The organism is Enterobacter huaxiensis, from assembly GCF_003594935.2.
GTDB lineage: Bacteria > Pseudomonadota > Gammaproteobacteria > Enterobacterales > Enterobacteriaceae > Enterobacter > Enterobacter huaxiensis.
This window is the reverse complement of sequence record NZ_CP043342.1, coordinates 3,060,440-3,083,275: the sequence shown is the minus strand read 5'-3', so window position 1 is coordinate 3,083,275 and position 22,836 is coordinate 3,060,440. Positions and strand designations below refer to the sequence as shown.

Sequence of the window (22,836 nt, the reverse complement as noted above, 5' to 3'; positions counted from 1 at the left end):
TGACCTCGTTATAACGTGCTGGGGGTATAGATAACGCGCAGCGTGCCGGTGTAGTCGCCCGCATTTTTGCCGCTGGCGGCAAACGCAGGCGTCTTCAGGACGATCGGCGCAGGGATGCAAAGGACGCTTTCACGACCGCCGGGCAGCACAACCTGGCGCAAATATTGCGGGTCGTTCGTGCCTTGCCACACCAGCGTTTTGCCGTTTGCGGCGGTTTCTGTTGCGCCGGTGATCGGATTGGTCACCAGCACCTGATAGTCAAGACGATCCCGCGCGTCTGTCTGGCTTCCACCGCGACGCCGGATTGAAAATTCCCCCTCGGTTCGCCCTGCTGCGGTGAGGCCGTCGTCCTCAAACCGCAGGTAGGCGCGGGTGCTGGTGCTGTTGTTGCCGTCATACAGGCACATGTCCAGCGTGCTTTCACCCTGGATCTCGCTCCCGCGGGGACGCCCCGGGAAATTGGTCAGGTTGAGGTTTACAATGGGCGTCGAGTGCGGAAATGCCGGCAGATAAATCTGCTGATTGCCCGGATCGACTACCTCAATGCGTACCGTCGCCTGCCAGCTGGCGATGCTGAGATAGCCCGGGCATCCGACATTCACGTCATTAAAGTTCCCGCCGCAGTCGGCGCTTCCCCACTCACGCAGGTTCTGCTTTAGCGTGGCGGTCCAGATGCCGGGCAGGGCGAGCTTGTCCAGCTCGCTTTTCACGATGTAATAATCAAAGTAGGGTTCTCTGTTCCAGGCGGCGAGATCGCCCGTCCCGCCCGTCACAAAGCTGGCGAAGGTAAAGACTTTACTGTTGATGAACATGTGGTGCTCGGCGTACACCTTGATATCCACGGTTTTTTTAGTGAGCGCATGCGTAAAGCGAAGCGTAATGGGATAAGGCGCAGCCGGGTTCGCCGAAAACCAGACCGGGGCAGTCATGCAGGCACCGTTCGTAGGGTCGGTGCGGGATAAGCAGGTCAGGGTATTTCTCCCCCACTTTTGCGGATCGGCGGTGTCGTAGCCGCTCGGCTCATGTACCCAGATATCAAAGCGTGCCGGTGGCGCCGAACGATCGTAGCTAATCCCTGCGCTGGTGTTTCTTCCGGCAGGGGCGCCCGCCAGCGTCTGGCCCGCCCACAGGATAAAGACCAGTAAAATAAAGAGGCACTTTTTCACATCATTTCCCTTTGGTGAGGTTCTCTGCGTTCATTGCGGTTGGGCCCGTCGGCAGCGAGCGTCCGGCAAGCATCAGCTGCGCCTGCTGCTGGACCGCATCCGGCAGGGCAGAGAAGGTGAGTTCCCGGCAGGGGATCGACCCGACGTAACGCACCACGTCGCGCAGGCTTTTCACATTTAGCTCGCACTGATAAAACTGCTGCTGGCGCACCAGGTAGAGGTTATGCAGCAGGGCGTCGCTGTGGGCGCTAAACCCGCCGTTGCCCAGGTCGCTCCAGCCGTTCACGTTCAGCGGCACGCCGCCGATAAACGGCGAATGACGCTCGTCGGTCAGCTGGCCGAGCCAGGTATAGCTTGCGGTAGTTTGAACATCCCGACGCAGCATTTTGCCCGGCACCATAAACAGCGTTCTGCTGCCTGAGCCCCGGGTGATTTCGCTGCTGACCCCCTGAGAAACGTCCAGCGATTCGTTAACCGTCAGCGTGGTCTGCTGATAGCCCGGCACCGCGAAGAGGGCCCGGCTGTTCGCCGGAACGTCCGCGCTGCCGCCGTTGTCCAGCGACACGGCGACGCGGGGATCCTGTGAATCTTCGGGCGTAGCGACGTTCACCGCGACGGCAGACGCAGGGCGTCCGTCACTCCAGCGGCCCAGCCACAGGCCCGAACGCGACAGGGCAAGGGTAGAGCTGTAGTTGCCGCTGCTGCTCAGGGTATGTCGCTGCTCCTGACGATCCCAGGCGTCGCTCACCGTCAGGCTTCCGTTGCCGTATCGCCCGCCCTGGCGCGTATAGGCCGAGGTATTGAGCGAATCGCTGTTGATGCCCGAGGCGCTCAGGCCATACTCATTCTCGCCGCGCGCGTCTTCATACCAGTTGTGCGCCACGTTGTAGCTCAGCTGATTTTTTTCGCGCTGCTGGTGCTGCCAGGTCGCGCCGAGAGAGGTATAGCCTGAGGCGTCGCCCTGACGGCTGTGCGCCATCGACAGGCTCACGCTCAGGTAGCCGCCCTTATCCTTGCCTTCGCGGGCATCATCCTGACGCATAAACAGGTTGATGCTGCTGTTGATATTCAGGCCGCGCGCGCTGAACGCGTTGCTCAGGCCGCCCTGCCAGGCCTGCGTGCGCGAGCGGGTCATGTAGACTGACTCCCACGGCAGGCCTGCGTCGTGGCGATCGTCATTGTTCGCCAGCTCCCGGCGGGGGACGTAACGCCCTTCGTTGCGGTTATCCGAATACCCCAGGCTGGCGTACCAGGCACCGACGGGGACCGAAAACATCACCGAGAGGCTACGATAGCAGCCGTTTACCGCGTCGAATCCCGCGCTCCGGGTGTTGCAGTTGTCCGCCGATAGCGCGTTGCGATAGACGCTCAGGGAAAAACCGTCGCTGTAGCTGACCTGTTGAATATTGCCGCGCTGGCCTTCGCTGCCGTAGAGGTAGCTGAACCGGGTGCTCAATACGCCGTCGATGGGGCCGGCATTGAAGCCGCGGCTCCAGTCGAGGGCGTTTTCAACAAAGCGCTGGTTGTTCTTCACCGTTGCACCGCTGGTCAGTGCCAGCGTCGACGTGACGGACACGCGCACGCCCGCCTGCGCCACCGCGCGACGCTGTTCGCCTGAATCGTTATTGTCCGTTTCGCCCGCCTGTACGAACCACTCGACGCGGTCGAAGGGCGTAATGCCCGTTCGGGTAAAGGGCACCTGCTCGGTGCGCGTCAGCCGGTTGTTTTCATAGACGGACAGCGTCACGGTGTAGCTTCCGTCCGGGAACGAGCGGGTATCCAGATTTTGCGCCCCGGCGTTCAGATAAAAGCTGGCCAGCAGCTCGTTGCCCCGTCGTGCGTCGATACGCGCGTCGTGGGAGAGCAGCACGGTGATGGGGGTACCCTTCGACTGCTGAACCGGATTGATCCATGCCCGCGTTGAGCCCGTACGCAGGCCGCGAATTTTGCCCAGCGGAAGCTGGCTGAGCATAATGTTTCCCCCGGCATTGCTGAACAGGTCGCGGGTATCCATCGCCCCCAACTGCACATAATATTGATGCAGGAAATCCTGGCGAAACCAGGCGTTATTCACGGTCATTTCCTGCTGCTGCTGGTGGCGTGAACGCTGGCCAAGCCAGGTCCAGTCCAGATTCAGATAGCCATCCTCGGTGACGGCCAGCGCGCCGTTGCCTTGAACGGTGGCAGACTGGTAATCCCGGTCGGCAACAAAGTTGATATTTTGCTGATGAATCAGGGCGTTTTCGGTGCCCTGCGTCGGCTGATACCACTGGTTTTCCGCTGTCGGTTTAGGGAGAAATTTTTTGTCCAAAAACAGGCTTATACGGGCGTTGTTTTCGTCGTAAATAATGGCCGCACGCGGGGTATCAATATAATCACATCCCGGTGCCGAGCCGTTGCTGCTGCACGCCAGGTTGCCGTTGCGGGCCAGCGGAACGGCCAGAGCGGCAGAGACGGTGGCAATCAGGGCGGGGGCGTCATTAAACTGGCGTTTGATGGCCGCGACCACGGTTTCCGGCGCGACAAAGCTCACCGTTTCAAGATTGATATCCGTTTCAAACAGGCCAAGCGACTCGCCGTACAGGCTGACTTCTGTCCACAGACGCTGCGTTTTCGCGAGGTCTTCGAACCCTGCCGGAACGGCCATCTCAGCGCAGGCGAGTTGGATAGATGCGGGTAACAAAGCAACAAGGAGGAGAGTATTTCTGTGAAACGCCATGAACAAGCCTCGACATCATCCTGACGTCAGAGGGTGAGTACCCTCTGACGTTATTCCTTTAGGTGCTGGGGGTTATGCACCGCCTTCCGCGGTGGTCGCCTGAGTCAGCATCAGGCTGACAACGCCGCTGTACTGGCCAGTTTTCAGAATGCCTTTCGTGGTCTGGGAGATGGTCAGCGGCAGTACCGCAGAACCATTCTCAATGCTGCCCGGGAACAGCTCGGTTCCGGTAAATTCGACATCGGCGGTGGTCAGGGTTTTATCACCCAGCTTCACGGTCATCGGTACGGCCTGATCGCCTTCCGTATTGCTCAGCTGCGCGGCGCTGACCAGACGCACTTTGACGTTGCTGGTGGCCGAGTTTGACCATACCTTGGTATTCACACGGTAGCTTTCCAGCCCGCGGCCCGGCAGATACTGCATATCGATGCTGGCAGGCAGCGGCGTATTATCGGCCTGGGTCAGATCGAGCTGCGAATCAACGCTGGCGTTGACGGTAATATCTTTTTGGATCGCCAGAACGCTAACGGACGTGGTCATCGCGGCAGCAATCATCAGAGGCTTAATTAATTTACGCATTGATATCTCCATATTTACAAATGAGCACCTTGGCTCTTTAAACAAACCACACGTGGTTTTTTTACAGTGATGTCGTGTTATTGCACGACGGGTAAGTCTGCTTCTTCAGCGGTTTTTTTCACCCAGTTGAAGTAGCGGAATTTATATTTCTGGCCACGAACCTGTGCGAGCGTTTTTAATTTCCGCTCGGTATCCGGGTAAATCGTGGCGTCTTCTTTCACCCATTTACAGGTTTCATCTGTCTGACAAATACCGATCTCCCTGAGGGGCACCCGCAGCGTGCCGCTGTTTTTAATCATCCCGCGAGCAGGGTCGATTGAGAGTGAAACCACGCTTTTTTCCGGAGCGAGGTGCACGAGCGCGCCCCAAATTACGTTGACCCCTAATGTTGCCGTCGCACCGGATTCTTCTGAACGCCCGGCAATAATACTGTCCGGCTGTTTTACGCCTTCAAAATAGACCCGCCAGGTTGTCTCCTTCGCCGGTGGCGTAAGCGATACCAGGCGAACCACGCGCATTGCGCCTGCTGAGAGGGCGAATTTTTCGGGCGTGACCACCACGCCGCCTTCTTTCCACGAGGCAACGTCGATCTCTTTTTCCTGAGGCGTTCCCGGATTAAGAATTTTCTTTTGCCTCACCCGAATGAACTGAATATCATCCGTTTTAGAGGCGACTTTTATTTGTGCCGCACCGGAACTGTCAACGTTAAGTTCCATGGGATATACGCTCATATTGGCCATTGTCATTTCTGAGAAAAATGACAACGACAGCGCGGCGATATAAAAGGCAGTTCTCTTATTCACATTATTTTTTTGTTTCACTTTCGGTCCGCCTGCTCTGAGTTCACTCTCGGCGCATTAACACCAGGACACCCTCTGCTTTCACATTGCTTCAGGGCAGGGAAACTTTAACCAGAACAGCGGTTTGTGAAAATTTGTATTAATTAACTCGTTATATACAGTTTTTTATCCTGCTTTCCTGGCTTTAAGGTTGTATAGTTAAGCGAAAATACCGCGACCCGGGATGGGGAGAAAATTCCTTCTGATGAAAAAACAATCAGTTCAGGGTGGGGTTTTCTTGTCGATGTATCAGGGATTAAAAAGCATGCGGTAACAGCCGAGAACAAATGATGTTTTTTATATGCAATAATTCGTTGTTATTTGATCCTGAGGCACACGCAATAAGTCTTGTCGGGCAACCCGAGTCTGTATTAACGCTTTCGGCGCCAGCCGTACGCCTTTTACAGGAGTTTATTCGCCATAAAGGGCGAGACCTGAGCCGTGAGGAGTTGATTACCCGGGTGTGGCAGGAGTATGGCTTTACGCCGTCGGGAAATAATCTCAATAAAGCGGTAAGCGAATTACGCAAAAGCTTCCACGCGCTGGGTGACAGCCACGAGTTTATCGTGACCGTGCCCCGGTTTGGGTTCCGCTTTAACGCCGACGTCATTTTTCAGCCCGTGGAGAGTGCTGCCCCGGACGTTCCGCAGCCAGCGCTTAAGCCATTAGTCGAACAGCCGTCAGGGTACAAGCGTTTATCCAAAAAGTGGTGGCTGGTTTTGGGCGTATTAACCACGTCGGCTATTGGGGTTAGCCTCTATTTTAGCCGACAGCTTGAGATAACCGTGCCCGCGACGCTAAAGCCCGTTAAGGAAAAAATAGCCGGGTGCCGCCTCTGGCTGGTGAACGATCATGGCCGACCGCTGGTGCTATCGAGAATGGCCGAGCTGCTTAAGCAAAACAACGTGGCGTGCGAGCGTGAGGAGTACAACATTTACTATTTCAGCGCCCGTTTTTCGCTTGCCGCCGCCGATGAGGTGTTCATTGGCGCCTGCCCGGTCAGTGAAAACAGCCTGTGTAAAACGATTCGCTACAAAAGCGGGGCGGAAGAATGAAAATTAAACTTCTGTTCGGTTTGGGTGGGGCGATTGTCGGAGGGGCGGTTGCGCTCTTTATCTATACGGGTGGAGCCTACAAACGCGATGCGCTGGCCTGCAGCACCGAGTTTAATTTTACGCGCAATGAAGGAAAGCCAAATGAAGTGAAGGTTAATACCGTTGCCCAGTTCTATTTTCATCGTAACGGGACCGGACTGACCACGTATAAGGGGGCAGCAAGGGCGGAAGGCCGGAACCTGATCGTCGACCGCGACGTGGACTTTACGTGGGAACGCCGGGACGACGATAAGGTTATCGTCCTGAGCTACACCAAAACCTGGCGTCGACACAATGACAACACGCCCGATGCGCAGTGGGGGAGCTTCGCCAGTTCATCTGCACGCTATTACATCACCATCTCTGAGCTTTCGCCCTCGGTGTGGCTGATTCAGGACCGGCGTTACCCCACCTATATTTGCCGGGGTGATTAAGGCATAAAAAAAGGAGAATGCCCGAGGCATTCTCCTTTTTCGTATCCGTGCTGATTAATCGCGGCTTGCGAAGCCCAGGATGCTCAGCAGGCTGACGAAGATGTTGTACAGCGACACATACAGGCTTACCGTCGCGCGGATGTAGTTGGTTTCACCGCCGCGAATGATGTTGCTGGTTTCAAACAGGATAGCGCCTGAAGAAATCAGAATAAACACGGCGCTGATTGCCAGGTGCAGGGCAGGCAGCTGCAGGAAGATGTTTGCCACCATACCCACCAGCACCACCACGATACCGGCCATCAGCATGCCGCCGAGGAAGGACATATCCTTGCGGGTGGTCAGCACGTAGGCCGAGCAGCAGAAGAACACCAGCGCGGTGCCGCCCAGCGCCATCCCGATAAGGTCACCCATTCCGGCAGACAGATAGGCGTTCAGCATTGGCCCCAGGATATAGCCCAGGAAGCCGGTGAAGGCGAACGCGGACAAAATACCGACCGGTTTGTCAGCCGTTTTGTAGGTCAGGAACATCAGCCCGTACATACCGACCAGCGTCAGGATAAGCCCCGGAGACGGCAGCATCAGCACGGTGCTGGCGGTTGCGGTAATTGCTGAAAACGCCAGCGTCAGGCTGAGCATAAAATAGGTATTGCGCAGCACCTTATGGGTGCTGAGTAGCGATGCGCGGTCGCGTGAAGATGTAATTATACGATCCATGAGTCACTCTCTTATGACAGATGTAATTAACGGCAAGAATAGGAAACGGCGCGCCAGTCTCAAAGTGGTTTTACCCATCTTTACTCAGCACGTTAGCGCCGATGCTGGTTGTTTCTTCTGCAAAACTGACTTCCTTCAGTATGAACAGCGGTTTGAGAATTTTATTCAGATCAACCTCTTATAGGTTACTGAAAAATATTGCCTTATTTCACTTCGAGCGCTAAGAGTTATTTCCGGATCGTCATAAAACAGACAATAAGGCGAAGGAAATGAAACCACAAACACGCACTAACTTTACACTCTCTTTGTTAACCGCAGCCATTCTGTGCGCCAGCACGGCAGGCTGGGCGGCTAACGTGCCGGCAGGAACAACGCTGGCAGATAAACAGGAGCTGGTCAGGAATAACGGCAGCGAACCGTCATCGCTCGATCCGCATAAAGTTGAAAGCGATGTCGAATTCAATATTATCAGCGATTTATTCGAGGGGCTGGTGAGCGTCTCTCCGCAGGGCGACATTCAGCCACGCCTGGCGGAGAAATGGGAGAACAAAGACAACACCGTCTGGACGTTCCATCTGCGTCCGGGGATCGCCTGGAGCGACGGCACCGCGATTACCGCCGAGGATATCGTCTGGAGCTGGCAGCGTCTGGTCGACCCTAAAACGGCGTCTCCGTACGCCAGCTATCCCGGCAATATGCATATTGTGAATGGCGCGGATATTGCCCAGGGCAAAAAAGCCCCCGATACGCTCGGCGTTAAAGCCGTCAACGACACCACGCTGGAAGTCACGCTCACGCAGCCGAACGCGGCCTTCCTGGCGATGCTGGCGCACCCGTCGCTGGTGCCGGTAGATAAAGTCCTGATCGGTCGTTTTGGTGATAAGTGGACCAAGCCGGAGCATTTTGTCAGCAGCGGCGCGTATAAGCTGTCGCAGTGGGTAGTTAACGAGCGCATTGTGGCGGAGCGCAACCCGCGCTACTGGGATAACGAACATACCGTTATCAACAAGGTCACCTATCTGCCCGTTACGTCCGAAGCGTCGGACGTGAATCGCTATAAGGCGGGCGAAATCGACATTGTTTACACGGTGCCGATCAACCAGTTTGCCCAGCTCAAGAAAACTCTCGGCAGCGAGCTGGATGTCTCCCCGCAGCTTGCGACTTACTACTATGAGTTCAACACCACCCGACCGCCGTTTAACGACGTCCGCGTGCGCAAGGCGCTGAACATGGCGCTGGATAAGGACATCATCGCTGAGAAAGTCTTAGGGCAGGGGCAGCGTCCGGCGTGGCTGATAAGCCAGCCGGACATCGGCGGCGTGAAGCTACAGAACCCGGACTACGCCAGCTGGCCGATGGACAAACGCATTGCCGAGGCGAAAAAGCTGCTGGCCGAGGCCGGATTTAACGCCGACCATCCGCTCAGCTTCAACCTGCTCTATAACACCTCCGAATCACACCAGCGTATCGCCATCGCCGCCAGCTCCATGTGGAAGAAAAACCTCGGCGTGGAGGCGAAGCTGCAAAATCAGGAGTGGAAAACGATGCTGGATACCATGCATACCCACAACTTTGACGCGGTGCGCTACGCCTGGATCGCCGATTACGACGACGCGGCAACCTTCCTGAATAACTTCCGCACCGGCGACAGCGAAAACACCAGCCAGTACAGCAACCCGGACTACGACAAGGCGCTGGTGGAGGCTGCCAAAGCGAAAACTCCGGAAGAGCGCGGTAAGTTCTACCAGCAGGCGGAAGATCTGCTCGGGCGCGATGTGCCCGCCATTCCGGTTTATCACTATGTTCGCACGCACCTGGTGAAGCCGTGGGTGGGGGGATTCACGCCTGATAAGCTCGGCTACTACTACACCAAAGATATGTACATCAAAAAGCACTGAGGCTGAACGCTCTATTTTATGCTGAGAAAATGGCCAATATGTTGTCTATTCAACCGACTAAACGCATTTTGGCTATTTTTAAAGCGAACGAATGCAATCAGACTTTACAGCACGCAGTGAGGTGTTTATAGTTCGCCTCACTTAGGAAGCGTGGCCGAGCGGTTGAAGGCACCGGTCTTGAAAACCGGCGACCCGAAAGGGTTCTAGAGTTCGAATCTCTACGCTTCCGCCAAATATAAACCCCAGGTTACTCGTTAACCTGGGGTTTTTCTTTTGGATTGACCCATCCGACTTACAGTGTGAATGTCGCCCGGCGGCGCTACGCTTGCACGGGCCTACGTAGACGGGGTAAACGCTGCGTCACCGGAAGAAAGGTGACATTTAAGAGCGAATAAAGGCCAGAATGTCCGCGTTGATGGTATCCGCATGGGTGGTATGCATCCCGTGCGGGAAGCCCGGATAAATTTTCAGTACGCTGTTCGCCAGCAGCTTGTCCTGCAAAAGGGACGCATTTTTATACGGCACGACCTGATCGTCGTCGCCCTGCAGCACCAGTACGGGAACCGTGATGGCTTTTAAATCATCGGTCTGGTCGGTCTCTGAAAACGCCTTAATACCCTCATAGTGCCCCTTTGCGCTTCCGATCATTCCCTGGCGCCACCAGTTCTGAATGGTGCCCTGTGAAACGTCGGCCCCATCCCGATTAAAGCCGTAAAACGGACCGCTGGCGACGTCGAGGTAAAACTGGGCGCGGTTAGCCGCCAGCGCCTTGCGGAAGCCGTCGAAGACTTCGATGGGCGTCCCGCCGGGGTTAGCGTCCGTTTTTACCATCAGCGGCGGCACGGCGCTGACGAGCACCGCTTTGGCGACGCGCCCCTGCGGCTGTCCGTACTGCGCAACATAGCGGGCGACCTGGCCGCCGCCGGTGGAGTGGCCGACGTGCACGGCGTTGCGCAGGTCCAGGCTTTCAACTACGGCCGACGCATCGGAGGCATAATGATCCATATCGTGGCCTTCACTCACCTGGTCCGAACGCCCATGACCGCGACGGTCGATAGCGATAACGCGATAGCCTTCTGCGAGGAAGAAGAGCATCTGGTTATCCCAGTCATCGGCACTCAAAGGCCAGCCGTGGTGGAAAACAATGGGTTGCGCCTCTTTCGGACCCCAGTCTTTGTAGAAAATGTTGACGCCGTCTTTCGTTTTTACGAATGCCATACCGCAAACTCCTCAGTTACAGGCAAAATGATCGCAGGCTGAAAGGCTCGAACCCTCATCGCCCTGAATAATCCGGCTTTTTCACGTTCACCGTACCGGTAGAACCTTTAAAGTGTAGGAGAAATAACAGAAGTAGAAGGTTTCATTATCGTTAAAGGCTGCCATACGCACGCTGGCTGCGGAGGAACAGGCCTTGCGTTTTACACCCTGGCTGAATGAGTTTTGCGCAGACGCGTAGAAATCGAAAAATTCCTGCTTTACAAGGCGCTAATAGGTGTTTATAGTGCGCCTCACTCTGGAAGCGTGGCCGAGCGGTTGAAGGCACCGGTCTTGAAAACCGGCGACCCGAAAGGGTTCTAGAGTTCGAATCTCTACGCTTCCGCCAAATTCGAAAACCCTGCGATAGCAATATCGCAGGGTTTTTTCGTTTTACAACGCAATCACCAGCTCCCCCGTATGGCTCCGCGAACAGCACAGCGCTACCTGCTGCTTAGCCGCGCATTTCTCTTCCTCCGACTGCACGCTATCCCGGTGATCGGCCACGCCGTCAATCACCGGCGTCAGGCACGCGCCGCAAATTCCCATCTCGCAGGACAGCGGTACGTCCACGCCGTTTTCCTGCAGCACCTGGGCGATGGACTTATCCGCAGGCACCGGCCAGCGCTCGCCGGTGGAGGCCAGTTTGACCGTAAAGATCTCGCCCGCGATGCCGCCTGTGGCAGGGGGCGCGGGCTGAAACGCCTCGCTGTGAAGATGGGCGTCATCCCATCCCCTGGCCGTGGCCACCTCACGCACTTTTTCCATAAACCCTGCTGGTCCGCACACCCAGGCGCGCAAACCCGCCTCAGGCACGGGGATATGTTCTGCGAGCGCTGTGCGCGGGCTGGCGGTATGAATGATGCACTCACCGCACTGCGAGAGTTCGCGCGCAAATGCCGCGCTTTCGCGGTTTCTGACGTAATAGTGCAGCGTAAACGGCGTTCCAGCCGCCTTCAGCTGCAGGGCCATCGCATACAGCGGCGTAATGCCAATGCCCGCCGCCAGGAGCAAAACCCGCTCAGCCTGACCAAGCGGAAACAGATTGCGCGGGGCAGAGATGGCCAGCGTCTGTCCGGGGCGCAGCGTCTCGTGAACGTAGCGCGAACCGCCGCGCGAGGCCGTTTCCCGACCCACGCAGATAAGATAGCTCTCATCCTGACATAACCCGGTCAGGGAATACTGGCGCACCACGCCGCAGGGCAGGTGGACATCAATGTGCGCGCCGGGCTGCCACGGCGGCAGCGCTTCGCCGTCTTCAGCCACCAGCCTGACGGCGAGGCTTTTGTCGCCCTCGCGCCACAGCCCGTCAACAATTACGCTCAGCATATCGGCCTCCGTCATACGAGGAAAAATTCGCCAAAGCCCATTTTTTTCAGTCCCCGACGGTAGGCAATTGAGCTTTTGTCAGCGGGAATATGGGCTTCCAGCGTCAGGTCCAGCGGCAGGCTTTCCGGGCGCTGGGTTTCCACCATCAGGCGATCTTCTTCGAAGATGCGCAGGTTAAAGGCATGCACGTCTTCCACCGGAATATGCAGGTCAAGGTTGCGCGCAATAGGGGCGAACATGCGGGTCACGCGCGATGACACGGGCGACGCGGCGTTCATGATCACCAGTCTCGACTCTCCCGGAAAATGAATCGTCAGAGTGGCGGTAAACGGCAGATGCATTTCAAAATGGCGCAGCCACTGGAACCCTTCTGGCACCTGCACGGGTGAACCGGCGGGATAGTTGCTCACGGAGCTCCAGTAATCCGCCACGAAGCCGAACGGCGTCTCCTGCGGCTGATAGGCGGGCACAAGCTGATTATTGGGATCGGCAAAGGTATCGGTATGGATCCACGCAAAGTGCGCCACGTCCAGAAACCCCTCCACCTGTCGCCCGGCGAAGCCATTCACCTCAAACGCCGGGCAGTTGATCTGCTGAAAGCCTGCGTCATCCCAGTGCGGCATGGTGGGCAGCGGCGCAGGATTGTCCGGGTCAAAGGCCAGGCAGGTCCAGATCAGGCCGAAGCGCTCCTCCACGGCATAGTTAATCAGGTTCAGCTTCGCCGGAACGGGCTGGTCGGGGCTGGACGGAATACGGTTGCAGCGCCCGTCCTCCCCAAAGCGTAAGCCATGATAGGGGCAGATAATGCCGTGCTCGTCGTGAAAGCCGAGCGTCAGCGGCACGCCGCGGTGCGGGCAGACGTCACGGGCAACCACGACCTGGTCGTGGATCCGGTAAATCACCAGCTGTTCATCCAGCAGGGTCGCTTTGACCGGCGCCGGGCCGATGTCGCAGGCCCGCGCGACCGGATGCCAGCATTTCGCCAGGCGCAGCCAGTCCTCTGGCTCAAACGTGCAGTGGGCGGGTGGAGTCGGTTCTCTTTTCATCGTTGTCCCTCTTGCGTTCAGCCTAACGGGCCGCCCTGAATGGTCTCGCACAGACCGTTGATGATGCGCTCGCCGGTCTCCTCTTTGAGCTCCTGATACCAGGCCTGCGTCAACGCCATGTCTTTCCCGTGGGTGACGTCGCAGCGTTTACGCGCCTTCAGCACCAGGTCGCGCACCCGGTCGCAGCGCAGCGCTTCGTACTGCCGCAGCGCCAGCGTAATGCTGTGGTTTTCACGCAGGCACTCTCCCAGCACCACGGCGTCTTCCATCGCCGCACAGCCGCCCTGGCCGATATCCGGCGTGGTGCTGTGCGCAGCATCACCGAGCAGCGCGACGCTGCCGCGCACCAGGCTGTCGAACGGCTCGATGTCGTGGATCTCAATGCGGTTGGTGGTCTCAGGATCCAGCGCTGCGATAAGCTTCTGCACCGGCGGCGCCCAGCCGCGGAAGTAGCCCGTGAGATCGGCGCGCAGGGTAGTGCGATCCTCCGCCAGGCCCGCGGGCAGCGGCACGTCAAAAAAGAAATAGAAACGGCCGCCGGAGACGGGCATCAGCGACACGCGTTTGCCTTCGCCAACGAAGGTGGTCCACTGGTGCGCCGGGGCAATCTCTTCGTCAATCTTCACCAGCCCGTTCCAGTTCACGTACCCGGCGTAGCGGCGCTCCGGCGTATAGCCCAGCACGTACGGGCGAACCGCAGAGTGGCTACCGTCGGCGGCAATCAGAAAATCGCCGGCTGCCGTGGTGCCGTCGGTGAAGGTCACGCTCACGCCCGCGTCGTCTTCACTTACGCGTTCGACGCGCTTGCCGAACTGCACCCTGTCGCGACCCCAGAAGTCCAGCATTTCGCGCTGGAGTTCAGCGCGCGAGACGGGGCAGGGACGCCCTCCGGTACGTTCAACCAGCGGGGCAAGGCTAAAGCGGGTCAGGGTTTCGCCGCGCCGGCAATCCTTGTAGGCCATAAAACGCATCGGCCCACCGTAGGTCTCGATGATGTCGCCCATGCCGAGGTGCTGCATGCACTTTACGCCGTTAGGCCAGATGGAGATGGCCGCCCCGACGGGCCTGATCTCCTTTACGGCTTCAAATACGGTACAGTCGATACCCGCTTTCTTCAGCGCGACGGCGGCGCTCAGGCCGCCAATACCCGCGCCAATGACGATTGCTCTCATGCTTCTCTCCTTTTGCAGGGTGTAAAGGCATTCAGCAATTTGCGTACCAGGCTGCAGAGTGGCGAAAACGGCGTTGTGAGGGGTGACTTTGCACTGCTAAGGTGCGCAAGCGCGGTGAGCGTGCCTTTTTTTGAATCAAAAATTTCCAGTTGAGCTATATGGAATCGACTGTTTCACGCCTGCGCTCAGAGTGGCGTGGTTTGTGCAAGAACCCGGATGAAGATAATAAAGGAGACGCTATGAGCGCACTGCACGAGTTCAATCATCTTCCCCACGAAAAGGCGCTAGCGCTGATTCACCCCTGCGTGGCGATCCCCGGCTGGGCCGAGGCGCTGGCTCGCGGGCGGCCGTACGCCAGCCGGGACGAATTGTTCAGCACGGCAAATGCGTTGACGCTAGCCTGGGACGACGCGGCATTAGCGCAAGCATTGAGCGCCCATCCGCGCATCGGGGAAAAGCCCGCGGGCCCGCAGGCGGAGGCGGCGCTGTCGCGTCAGGAGCAGTGCGCGGTAGATGAAGGCAATGCAGACCTTGCGCAGGCGCTGCGCGAGGGCAATGCCCGCTACGAGGCCCGCTTCGGACGCGTCTTTCTGATCCGCGCGAAGGGCCGCAGCGGCGAGGACATTTTACAGGTGCTGCACGCGCGGCTGGAGAACAGCGACGTGCAGGAAATCCGTGCCGCGCTGGAACAGCTGCGGGAAATTACGCTGCTACGGCTGGAAGGAGTCATTAGCGAATGAGCACACTCAGCACCCATATTCTGGATATCTCGACGGGCAAACCCGCAGCGGGCGTGAGGGTTCATCTCGAACGGGAGGGCGAAATCATGGCGACGGGCGTGACCAACGTAAATGGTCGCATCACCGAATTTGTCCCTTTTCTGCCAAAAGGCCGCTATCGGCTGGTGGCGGAGATCGGCGCGTGGTTTAGCGAAACCGGACGCGACACGCTCTACCCCTGCGCGCAAATTGATTTTGTGACGGGAGAAACGGGAGGCGAGCATTTCCACCTGCCGTTTGTGATTGCGCCCGGCGGATGGTCAACCTACCGGGGCAGTTGACCATACCCGCTCGCCGTTGACCCAGGTCTCGCTGATGTTGCGCTCGTCGCCCAGAGTCATCAGCACAAAAAGCTGCTCGTAGATATCCTTGCAGCGGCGGTTGCGCAGGCGCTGCAGCGGCGTTACGTCAGGGTCGATAACCACGAAATCCGCCTCTTTGCCGGGCGCGAAGCTGCCAATCTTATCGTCCAGCCTGAGGGCGTGCGCGCCGCCCAGCGTGGCGTGGTAAAAGGCCTCGCTGGCGCGCAGGCGGTAGCTCTGGAGCTGGCCGACCTTGTAGGCTTCCCCCAGGGTGCGCAGCATGCTGAAGGTGGTGCCCGCGCCAACGTCGGTGCCGATGCCCATCCGCACCTTGTGCTGCCAGCAGGCGGGCAGGCGAAACAGCCCGCTGCCGAGGAACAGGTTAGAGGTGGGGCAAAACGCCACCGCCGAACCGGTGTCATGCAGGCACTGCCACTCGCTGTGGTGAAGATGAATCGTGTGGGCAAACACGCTGCGCTCGCCGGTCAGGCCGTAGTGGTGATACACGTCCAGATAGCGCTCGTGCTCCGGCCAGAGGTCGCTCACCCAGGCCACTTCGTTGGGGTTTTCGCTCAGGTGGGTCTGCAGCCAGGTATCCGGGAACTCCTCTCTGAGCAGGCTGACCGCGGCGAGCAGCTCGGGAGATGACGTCGGGGCAAAGCGCGGGGTAATGGCATAGCCCAGGCGTCCCCGGTGATGCCAGCGCTGGATCAGCGCCCGCGTCTGCCGGTAGCTCTGCCTTGCGTCTTCGCTCAGGTAGTCCGGCGCGTGTCTGTCCATCATTACCTTACCGGCGATAAGGCGCATGTTGAGGCGCAGGGCCTCGGTAAACAGCGCCTCGACCGATTCCGGATGCAGCGTGCAAAACACCAGCGCGGTGGTGGTACCGTTGCTCACCAGCTGCTGAATGAAAAATTCGGCGATCTCTTTCGCGTAGGCTTCATCGGCAAACTGGCTCTCCACCGGGAAGGTATAGGTGGTCAGCCACTCCAGCAGCTGCTCGCCAAAGGCGCCGATCATCTCCGTTTGCGGATAATGGACGTGGGCGTCGACAAAACCGGGCAGCAGCAGCCTGCCGCGCAGGTCGGTGTAGCCTTTATGAGGGTCAAGATACCGCTCGCCCTCCTGCCACGCCATGTGCGCCAGAATTTTCCCGCTCTGTATAAACAGCAGCCCGTCCTCAAGGTAGCGCGCGTGTTGGGCAATCGCGTCAGCGCTGTCGCAGACCTGGGCAATATCAAAAAATGCACCGCGGATCGCTGTCTGGTAATCCATCATGGTTCCTGCCTTAGTGTTTACATAGCGGGTGTGATAAGGCGCAGCAAGAACGGTGCCAGAATGAACGGGCCGCAGATACGCTGCGGCCGGAAGGAGGGGGTTACTCTTTTTGCGCTGCCACGCGTGGGCTGAACGACGCTGCGCCCGCCGTCTCGCGCTCTTCCCGCGCCAGCCAGCGGTAGGTCACGCCGCCGAGGAAGACGCCGATGAACCAGCTGAAGTTCGCCACCTCGTGCAGGGCCGGGATAAAGCTAATCACCAGGCCCACGGCCACGGACGGGATCAGCGCGCCAATGGCTTTGGGATTAAAGCCGTTGCGGTACCAGTATTTGCCTTTTGGCGTGTCGTCGAACAGATCGTCGACCGACACCTTGCCGCGCTTAATCAGGTAGAAGTCGGCAATCAGAATGCCGAACAGCGGGCCGATAAACGCCCCGAGCACGTCCAGGGTGTAGTGGATAAGCTCCGGCGAGTTGAACAGGTTCCACGGGGTGAGCAGGATCGAGCCGACGGCGGCAATCATCCCCCCGGTGCGGAAGCTGATCTTCTGCGGCGAGCAGTTAGAGAAATCAAACGCCGGGGAGACGAAGTTCGCCACGATGTTGATCCCGATGGTGGCGGTGATCATCGTCAGCAGGCCAATCGCCACGGCCAGATCGTTGCCCACGCGGCTGACGGTCTCAATCGGGTCAGTGATCATGCGGCCAAACAGCGACTGGGTGCCGGAGACAATCACCACGGTGACGATGGAGAACAGCAGGAAGTTGAACGGCAGCCCCCAGCGGTTGCCGCGGCGGATCTCGCCCATGCTTTTGCCGTAGCGGGAGAAGTCGCCAAAGTTGAGCAGCGGGCCCGAGAAGTAGGAGACCACCAGCGCGGTCGCGGTGATCATCTGCCAGGTCTGCTCGCCCGCGCTCAGGGATTTGCTGGCAAGGGTAAAGGAAATGCCGTCAAAACCGGTCTTGTATACAATCCAGCCTGCGAGGGACAGCATGACCACGTATACCGCCGGACCGGCGATATCAATAAACCGCTTGATGGCGCTCATGCCGTGCCAGAAAACCATGGCCTGAAGTACCCACATGATGGCAAAGCAGATCCAGCCCAGCGGCGACAGGCCCAGAAACGCGCCGGTGGTAAGGCCTGCGAGAGAAGGCCAAAACTTCAGCGCCACCAGCATCAGGGCGTTGGCGGCCAGCCAGGTCTGAATGCCGTACCACGCAAAGGCGATCAGCCCGCGGATCATTGCCGGAATATTGGCGCCGAAGACGCCAAACGCCTGACGGCAGATTACCGCGTAGGGCACGCCCGCCATCTGGCTCGGCTTTGCCACCAGGTTGGCGCACAGCTGCACGATGCAAATCCCCACCAGCAGGCAAAGTAATACCTGCCAGCTTGCCAGCCCGAGCGTGAAGAAGCTCGCGGCGACAACGTAGCCTCCCATGCTGTGGACGTCCGACATCCAGAACGAAAAGATGTTGTACCAGCTCCAGTTCTGGTCACGCGTCGGCGCCAGATCCTCATTGCAAAGACGTGGGCTATAAACCGCTCCGGAATCAGCGGCCGTACCCTGGTGCGCGTTATGACTGTTTGGCATGAATCCTGCTCCTGTTAATGAAAACCCGTTGAGTGGGAGTACAGACGGTGTTGCAGGATCCAGGCCAAAATAATAAATCTTGTATGCAATATTTTATTTTTATGTATACGATTCGATAACGAAAAGTAAAAACGGAGTGGTGAATGAACAACATAAACGCCCTGCAGACCGCGCCAGACCTGCATGACAAAGATGAATCGATCTTTCAGGCGCTGATGACCGCAATTGTTGAACATCAGCTGCTGCCGGGGAGCAAACTGCCGGAAGAGGCGCTGGCAGAGGTGTTTGGCGTGAGCCGCACGGGCATCCGTAAGGTGCTGCAGCGACTCGCCGCTGTGCAAATGGTCACCTTAACGCCCAAGCGTGGTGCACACGTCGCCAGCCCGACGGTGGAAGAGGCGCAGCACATCTTCCGCACCCGCGCGCTGCTGGAGGTTGCCAACCTGCCGGACGTGCTGGCGCACTGCCAGCCGCCGCATCTTGCCGCGCTGGAGGCCATTATTCGCCAGGAGCAGCAGGCGCACGAGGCGTATGACGGCCCGGCGGCCATTCGCCACTCCGCCAATTTTCACATTCAGCTGCAGGCTATCTCCGGCAACCAGGTGCTGACGGAGATGGTGACCGGCCTGAGCCAGCGCTCCTCGCTGGTGATTGCCACCTGGGGCGCGCCGTGGCGTCAGGGCTGCCGCTGCAACGATCACGAACAGCTTGTGGATCTGCTGCGCCAGAAGGCGATCCAGCCGCTAAGCGATGCCCTCATGCATCATTTTGAACATATCGTCGCCAGCCTCTGCTTCGAGCGGGCGGGCGAGTGCCTGCCTGATTTTGCCCGGCTGTTTGCCGGCCACAAGGAGTCGTAATGTCCTCTGTCCGAATACAAGTAATCAACCCCAACACCAGCCTCGCGATGACGGAAACCATCGGCGCGGCGGCCCGCGCGGTGGCGGCGCCGGGGACGGAGATCCTCGCGGTCTGCCCGAGCGCGGGCGTGCCGTCTATCGAGGGCCACTTTGACGAGGCCATCGCCGCCGTGGGGGTTCTCGAACAGGTCAAACTCGGCAGAGAGCAGGGCGTGGACGGTCACGTCATCGCCTGCTTTGGCGATCCGGGTCTGCTGGCGGCGCGCGAGCTGGCGCAGGGGCCGGTGGTGGGCATTGCGGAAGCCGCCATGCATATGGCCACGCTGGTGGCGACGCGCTTTTCGGTGGTTACCACGCTGCCGCGCACGCTGATTATTGCCCGTCATCTGCTGCACCAGTATGGCTTTCACGATCGCTGCGCGGCGCTGCACGCTATCGATCTGCCGGTGCTGGCGCTGGAAGACGGCAGCGGCCTGGCGCAGGAGAAGGTGCGCGCGCGCTGTATACAGGCGCTGAAAGAGGACGGCTGCGGCGCCATTGTGCTCGGCTGCGGCGGCATGGCGACGCTGGCGCAGGAGCTGACCCGCGAGCTGCGCGTGCCGGTCATCGACGGCGTCAGCGCGGCGGTGAAGATGGTGGAATCGCTGGTGGCGCTGGGGCTGTCGACCAGCAAGCACGGGGATCTGGCCTTCCCGGAGAAAAAAGCGTTAAGCGGACAGTTTCAGGCACTGAATCCATTTTAATTTTTGGGGGTGGCAATGGGGCTTTTTGAACAGAATTACCCGCGGGATCTGCGCGGCTACGCGGGCAACCCGCCGCACGCGCGGTGGCCAAATCAGGCGCGTATCGCCGTGCAGTTTGTGCTCAACTATGAGGAAGGGGCGGAAAACCACGTTCTGCACGGCGATGCCGGCTCCGAGCAGTTCCTGTCGGACATCATCGGCGCGGCCAGCTACCCGGATAAACACATGTCGATGGACTCCCTCTACGAATACGGCAGCCGCGCCGGGTTCTGGCGGATCCACAATGAATTTCAAAAGCGCGGCCTGCCGCTGACGGTCTTTGGCGTGGCGATGGCGCTGGCGCGGCATCCGGAGATCGTCGAGGCAATCAAGGGCGCGGATTACGACGTGGTCAGCCACGGCTGGCGCTGGATCCACTATCAGCACATGGATATCCAACAGGAGCGCGAACACCTGCACAAGGCGGTGCACGTGCTGACCGACCTGTTCGGCAAGCCCCCTACGGGCTGGTACACCGGGCGCGACAGTCCTAATACCCGCCAGCTGGTGGTGGAGCACGGCGGCTTCGACTACGACAGCGACTACTACGGCGACGATCTGCCCTTCTGGACGGAAGTGGCCTGCGGCGACGGCACCCAAAAGCCGCACCTGGTTGTGCCCTATACGCTGGATGCGAACGACATGCGCTTCGCGACCGCGCAGGGGTTTAACACCGCCGAGCAGTTTTACACCTATCTGAAGGACAGTTTTGACGTGCTGTACGAAGAGGGGGAACGCGCGCCGAAGATGATGTCCATCGGCATGCACTGCCGCCTGCTGGGGCGGCCTGGGCGTTTTCGCGCGCTGCAGCGGTTCCTGGATTATATTCAGCAACATGAGCGGGTGTGGGTCTGTACCCGCCAGCAGATTGCCGACCACTGGCGGGAGGTACATCCGTTTCAGAAGTAAGAGTGCGACGTTTTGCCGGGTGGCGGCTGCGCCTTACCCGGGCTACAGGACCCACAGGGTATACGGGACATCGTAGGCCCGGTAAGCGCAGCGCCACCGGGCAGGTTTTTCAACGCTACACCATCAAACTCACCTGCGCCGCCACGATCCGCCAGCCGCAGGCAAACCGCACCCACGTCTGCTGCTGGCGGCCAATGCGTTCCGTCCCCTCGCGGGTAAACTCGGTGCTGCACACCGCGTAATCCTTACCGAAGGTGGTGATGACGGTGTGGCGCAGCGTCCGCTGTAAACCGGCGGACGGGCGCGCCGCGCGAAAGGCGCGGATTTCATCAATCCCGTACAGGTTTTCACCCGCCCCCAGACGCACCGTGTTTTTGTCGTGCCAGAACAGCTCGTCCAGCACCGCAACGTTGTTGCTGACCAGCGCGTCTTCATAGCGGTAAAACGCGGCGGTCACCTCGGCAACCACCCACGGCAGGTTAATGTCATCATGATTCATCATGCGGCCACCTCCGCCGGGCGGGCATCGGTAATTCCACTCTCTTCCAGCACGCGCGCAACGCGCAGGCACGCCTGCTCGTTAAACGGCGCGGCAATTAGCTGCAGGCCAATCGGCGCGCCCTGGGCGGTGCGCAGCGGAACGGTGGTCACGGGCAAGCCCAAAAATGATATCGGCTGGGTCAGCATCCCCATGCTGGCGCGGACGGGGAGCGGCTGGCCGTTAATCTCCATGGTCTGCTCACCCGCAAGCGTCGCGCTGCGCGGCGTTGCCGGGGCGATCAGCACGTCGGCCTGCGCGAACAGGGTTTTAAACGCCTGCCGGGCGTGCGCGCGAAACCGCTGGGCCTGAATGTACCAGGCGGAGGGGATCATCGCCCCGGCCAGCAGCCTTTCGCGGGAATGCGGCTCAAAACGCTCGGGCTCGCGGCGAAGCGCGGGCAGGTACTGGTTTCCCCCTTCGGCGGCACTGATGATAAACGCCGCGGAGCGCGCCAGCTCGGCGTCCGGAAACTGCAGCTCATCCTGCACGTCGAGCGCCTTCGCCACCCGCGCCACGGCGTCTCTGGCATCCGCGTCGCACCAGGTGGTGAAGTAGCCGCCGAGCACCGCGCAGCGCAGGCCGTCAAGCCCGCGCTCAAGCAGGGGGCGCGTCTGCTCGCGCGAGCTCTCTGCCTGAAAACCGTCGCTGCCGTCCCGCCCCTGCAGCGCGTCGTACACGGACGCCAGGTCGCACACGCGGCGGGCAAAGGGGCCGATATGATCCAGGCTCGCGACAAACGGATGGCTGCCGGATCGCGACAGGCGGCCAAAGGTGGGCTTCAGGCCATAGATGCCGCAGAGGGAGGCCGGAACGCGAATCGAGCCGTTGGTGTCGGTGCCTAGCGAAAAGTGCACCAGCCCGGCGGCCACGGCGGCCGCTGAACCGCCGGATGACCCGCCCGCAATGCGCGCCAGATCGTGCGGGTTACGCGTCGTGCCGTAGTGGCTGTTTTCGGTTGTGAAGCCGTAGGCGTAGGCGTCCATATTCACCATCCCGGTCAGCAGCCCGCCCGCGCTGCGCAGCTGGCGCACCGCGAAGCTGTCGGCGGCCGCGGCGGGTCGCTGGCTGAACAGCTCTGCCCCGGCGAGGGTGGTGTGACCGGCAACGTCGAACAGGTTTTTTACCGCGTAGGGCACGCCCGCCAGCGGCGGCAGGGGGCGCTTCTCGCGGCGCAGGGTGTCGATGTTCCCGGCCTCGGCGAGCATGCGTTCTTCCGTCACGGCGGTCCAGGCGCCGATCTGCGGGTTAACCCGCGCAATCGCCTCCAGCGTCTGGCGGGCAATCTCGCAAGCGCTCAGCTCGCCTGCGCTCAGCGCATGCTGGATCGCGCTGATACTCATCTCGTGTAGCCTCATGCTTTATACACTCCTGCGATCTCCAGACGGTCGTCGAGCGGCAGCGCCATCAGCGGCGCGGCCAGGGCGGCAATGCGGCTGAACTGCAGCTGCAGCTCGGCGCGGCGGGCGTCGTCCAGCGTCACGCCGAGCACGGTCTCCATCTGCGCAAGATACGCCTGCCAGTCGGGTTGTACGTTGTTCATTATT

Annotated in this window: 22 protein-coding genes and 2 tRNA genes; 10 read left to right on the top strand and 14 right to left on the bottom strand. The window is 59.5% G+C overall.

Going from position 1 to position 22,836, the window contains the following annotated elements:
• Positions 1-8: 8 nt before the first annotated feature.
• From D5067_RS14815 to D5067_RS14800, 4 genes are all read right to left on the bottom strand, one after another.
• Complete coding sequence (locus D5067_RS14815) at positions 9-1,166, bottom strand: CblD like pilus biogenesis initiator family protein (protein WP_119934802.1); 1,158 nt, start codon at positions 1,164-1,166, stop codon at positions 9-11.
• Between the two features lies 1 nt (position 1,167).
• On the bottom strand, positions 1,168-3,885 hold the full coding sequence (locus D5067_RS14810) for a TcfC E-set like domain-containing protein (protein ID WP_119934801.1): 2,718 nt from the start codon (positions 3,883-3,885) through the stop codon (positions 1,168-1,170).
• 72 nt (positions 3,886-3,957) lie between these two features.
• Positions 3,958-4,464 (bottom strand): CS1 type fimbrial major subunit, encoded by a 507-nt coding sequence (locus D5067_RS14805; protein WP_119934800.1) that lies wholly within the window; start codon positions 4,462-4,464, stop codon positions 3,958-3,960.
• 77 nt (positions 4,465-4,541) lie between these two features.
• Entirely contained in the window at positions 4,542-5,285 is a 744-nt protein-coding gene (locus D5067_RS14800) for a fimbrial protein (protein WP_119934799.1), read from the bottom strand.
• Between the two features lie 332 nt (positions 5,286-5,617).
• Here D5067_RS14800 and D5067_RS14795 point away from each other — a divergent pair, with 332 nt between their 5' ends.
• Both D5067_RS14795 and D5067_RS14790 read left to right on the top strand, forming a co-directional pair.
• Positions 5,618-6,358 (top strand): winged helix-turn-helix domain-containing protein, encoded by a 741-nt coding sequence (locus D5067_RS14795; protein ID WP_235843211.1) that lies wholly within the window; start codon positions 5,618-5,620, stop codon positions 6,356-6,358.
• Positions 6,355-6,831, top strand: coding sequence for a hypothetical protein (locus D5067_RS14790; RefSeq protein WP_119934798.1), 477 nt, complete (start codon positions 6,355-6,357; stop codon positions 6,829-6,831). Before D5067_RS14795 ends, D5067_RS14790 begins: the two co-directional genes overlap by 4 nt.
• A 54-nt stretch (positions 6,832-6,885) precedes the next feature.
• On the opposite strand, the gene yccA is transcribed toward D5067_RS14790, so the two are convergent.
• Positions 6,886-7,545 carry an FtsH protease modulator YccA gene (gene yccA / locus D5067_RS14785; RefSeq protein ID WP_119934797.1) on the bottom strand — a complete coding sequence of 220 codons (660 nt, stop codon included), beginning with the start codon at positions 7,543-7,545 and terminating at the stop codon, positions 6,886-6,888.
• Between the two features lie 269 nt (positions 7,546-7,814).
• Between yccA and D5067_RS14780 the strand changes: the two genes are divergently transcribed.
• Together D5067_RS14780 and D5067_RS14775 are read left to right on the top strand one after the other, a co-directional pair.
• Positions 7,815-9,443 carry an ABC transporter substrate-binding protein gene (locus D5067_RS14780; RefSeq protein WP_119934795.1) on the top strand — a complete coding sequence of 543 codons (1,629 nt, stop codon included), beginning with the start codon at positions 7,815-7,817 and terminating at the stop codon, positions 9,441-9,443.
• A 144-nt stretch (positions 9,444-9,587) separates the two neighbouring features.
• Positions 9,588-9,675, top strand: a tRNA-Ser gene (locus D5067_RS14775).
• Between the two features lie 149 nt (positions 9,676-9,824).
• Here D5067_RS14775 and D5067_RS14770 read toward each other — a convergent pair.
• Complete coding sequence (locus D5067_RS14770; protein ID WP_119934794.1) at positions 9,825-10,661, bottom strand: alpha/beta fold hydrolase; 837 nt, start codon at positions 10,659-10,661, stop codon at positions 9,825-9,827.
• Between the two features lie 297 nt (positions 10,662-10,958).
• Here D5067_RS14770 and D5067_RS14765 point away from each other — a divergent pair.
• Positions 10,959-11,046: transfer RNA gene (locus tag D5067_RS14765), tRNA-Ser, on the top strand.
• A gap of 44 nt (positions 11,047-11,090) precedes the next feature.
• Here the strand turns inward: D5067_RS14765 and D5067_RS14760 are convergent.
• Genes D5067_RS14760 through hpxO form a run of 3 tightly spaced genes read right to left on the bottom strand, consistent with a single transcriptional unit; the run spans position 11,091 to position 14,244 of the window.
• Positions 11,091-12,026 (bottom strand): PDR/VanB family oxidoreductase, encoded by a 936-nt coding sequence (locus D5067_RS14760; RefSeq protein WP_119934793.1) that lies wholly within the window; start codon positions 12,024-12,026, stop codon positions 11,091-11,093.
• Between the two features lie 11 nt (positions 12,027-12,037).
• On the bottom strand, positions 12,038-13,072 hold the full coding sequence (gene hpxD / locus D5067_RS14755; RefSeq protein ID WP_119934792.1) for a molybdenum cofactor-independent xanthine hydroxylase subunit HpxD: 1,035 nt from the start codon (positions 13,070-13,072) through the stop codon (positions 12,038-12,040).
• A 17-nt stretch (positions 13,073-13,089) separates the two neighbouring features.
• Entirely contained in the window at positions 13,090-14,244 is a 1,155-nt protein-coding gene (hpxO, locus tag D5067_RS14750) for an FAD-dependent urate hydroxylase HpxO (RefSeq protein WP_119934791.1), read from the bottom strand.
• Positions 14,245-14,483: 239 nt separating this feature from the next.
• On the opposite strand from hpxO, the gene uraD reads away from it, so the two are divergent.
• A complete protein-coding gene (gene uraD, locus D5067_RS14745; RefSeq protein WP_119934790.1) occupies positions 14,484-14,984 on the top strand; it encodes a 2-oxo-4-hydroxy-4-carboxy-5-ureidoimidazoline decarboxylase in 501 nt (166 codons plus the stop codon).
• Positions 14,981-15,304, top strand: coding sequence for a hydroxyisourate hydrolase (gene uraH / locus D5067_RS14740; protein WP_119934789.1), 324 nt, complete (start codon positions 14,981-14,983; stop codon positions 15,302-15,304). Before uraD ends, uraH begins: the two co-directional genes overlap by 4 nt.
• On the opposite strand, the gene guaD is transcribed toward uraH, so the two are convergent.
• Together guaD and D5067_RS14730 are read right to left on the bottom strand one after the other, a co-directional pair.
• Positions 15,284-16,600: a guanine deaminase gene (guaD, locus tag D5067_RS14735; RefSeq protein ID WP_119934788.1), complete on the bottom strand. Its 1,317-nt coding sequence runs from the start codon at positions 16,598-16,600 to the stop codon at positions 15,284-15,286. The two genes, uraH and guaD, sit on opposite strands and share 21 nt — an antisense overlap.
• A 103-nt stretch (positions 16,601-16,703) precedes the next feature.
• Positions 16,704-18,200 carry an NCS1 family nucleobase:cation symporter-1 gene (locus tag D5067_RS14730; RefSeq protein WP_119934787.1) on the bottom strand — a complete coding sequence of 499 codons (1,497 nt, stop codon included), beginning with the start codon at positions 18,198-18,200 and terminating at the stop codon, positions 16,704-16,706.
• Between the two features lie 143 nt (positions 18,201-18,343).
• Between D5067_RS14730 and D5067_RS14725 the strand changes: the two genes are divergently transcribed.
• The 3 genes from D5067_RS14725 to puuE are packed head-to-tail and all read left to right on the top strand — an operon-like array spanning position 18,344 to position 20,751.
• On the top strand, positions 18,344-19,060 hold the full coding sequence (locus D5067_RS14725) for a GntR family transcriptional regulator (protein ID WP_119934786.1): 717 nt from the start codon (positions 18,344-18,346) through the stop codon (positions 19,058-19,060).
• Complete coding sequence (gene hpxA / locus D5067_RS14720) at positions 19,060-19,803, top strand: allantoin racemase (RefSeq protein ID WP_119934785.1); 744 nt, start codon at positions 19,060-19,062, stop codon at positions 19,801-19,803. The genes D5067_RS14725 and hpxA overlap by 1 nt, the downstream gene beginning before the upstream one ends.
• Positions 19,804-19,818: 15 nt before the next feature.
• Positions 19,819-20,751, top strand: a complete 933-nt coding sequence (puuE, locus tag D5067_RS14715) for an allantoinase PuuE (RefSeq protein ID WP_119934784.1) — start codon at positions 19,819-19,821, stop codon at positions 20,749-20,751.
• 115 nt (positions 20,752-20,866) lie between these two features.
• Here the strand turns inward: puuE and hpxZ are convergent, their stop codons facing one another.
• Genes hpxZ through hpxX form a run of 3 tightly spaced genes read right to left on the bottom strand, consistent with a single transcriptional unit; the run spans position 20,867 to position 22,832 of the window.
• Positions 20,867-21,253 carry an oxalurate catabolism protein HpxZ gene (gene hpxZ, locus D5067_RS14710; RefSeq protein ID WP_119934783.1) on the bottom strand — a complete coding sequence of 129 codons (387 nt, stop codon included), beginning with the start codon at positions 21,251-21,253 and terminating at the stop codon, positions 20,867-20,869.
• Positions 21,250-22,647, bottom strand: coding sequence for an AtzE family amidohydrolase (locus tag D5067_RS14705; protein WP_119934782.1), 1,398 nt, complete (start codon positions 22,645-22,647; stop codon positions 21,250-21,252). The genes hpxZ and D5067_RS14705 overlap by 4 nt, the downstream gene beginning before the upstream one ends.
• Complete coding sequence (gene hpxX / locus D5067_RS14700; protein ID WP_119934781.1) at positions 22,644-22,832, bottom strand: oxalurate catabolism protein HpxX; 189 nt, start codon at positions 22,830-22,832, stop codon at positions 22,644-22,646. The genes D5067_RS14705 and hpxX overlap by 4 nt, the downstream gene beginning before the upstream one ends.
• Positions 22,833-22,836: the final 4 nt, after the last annotated feature.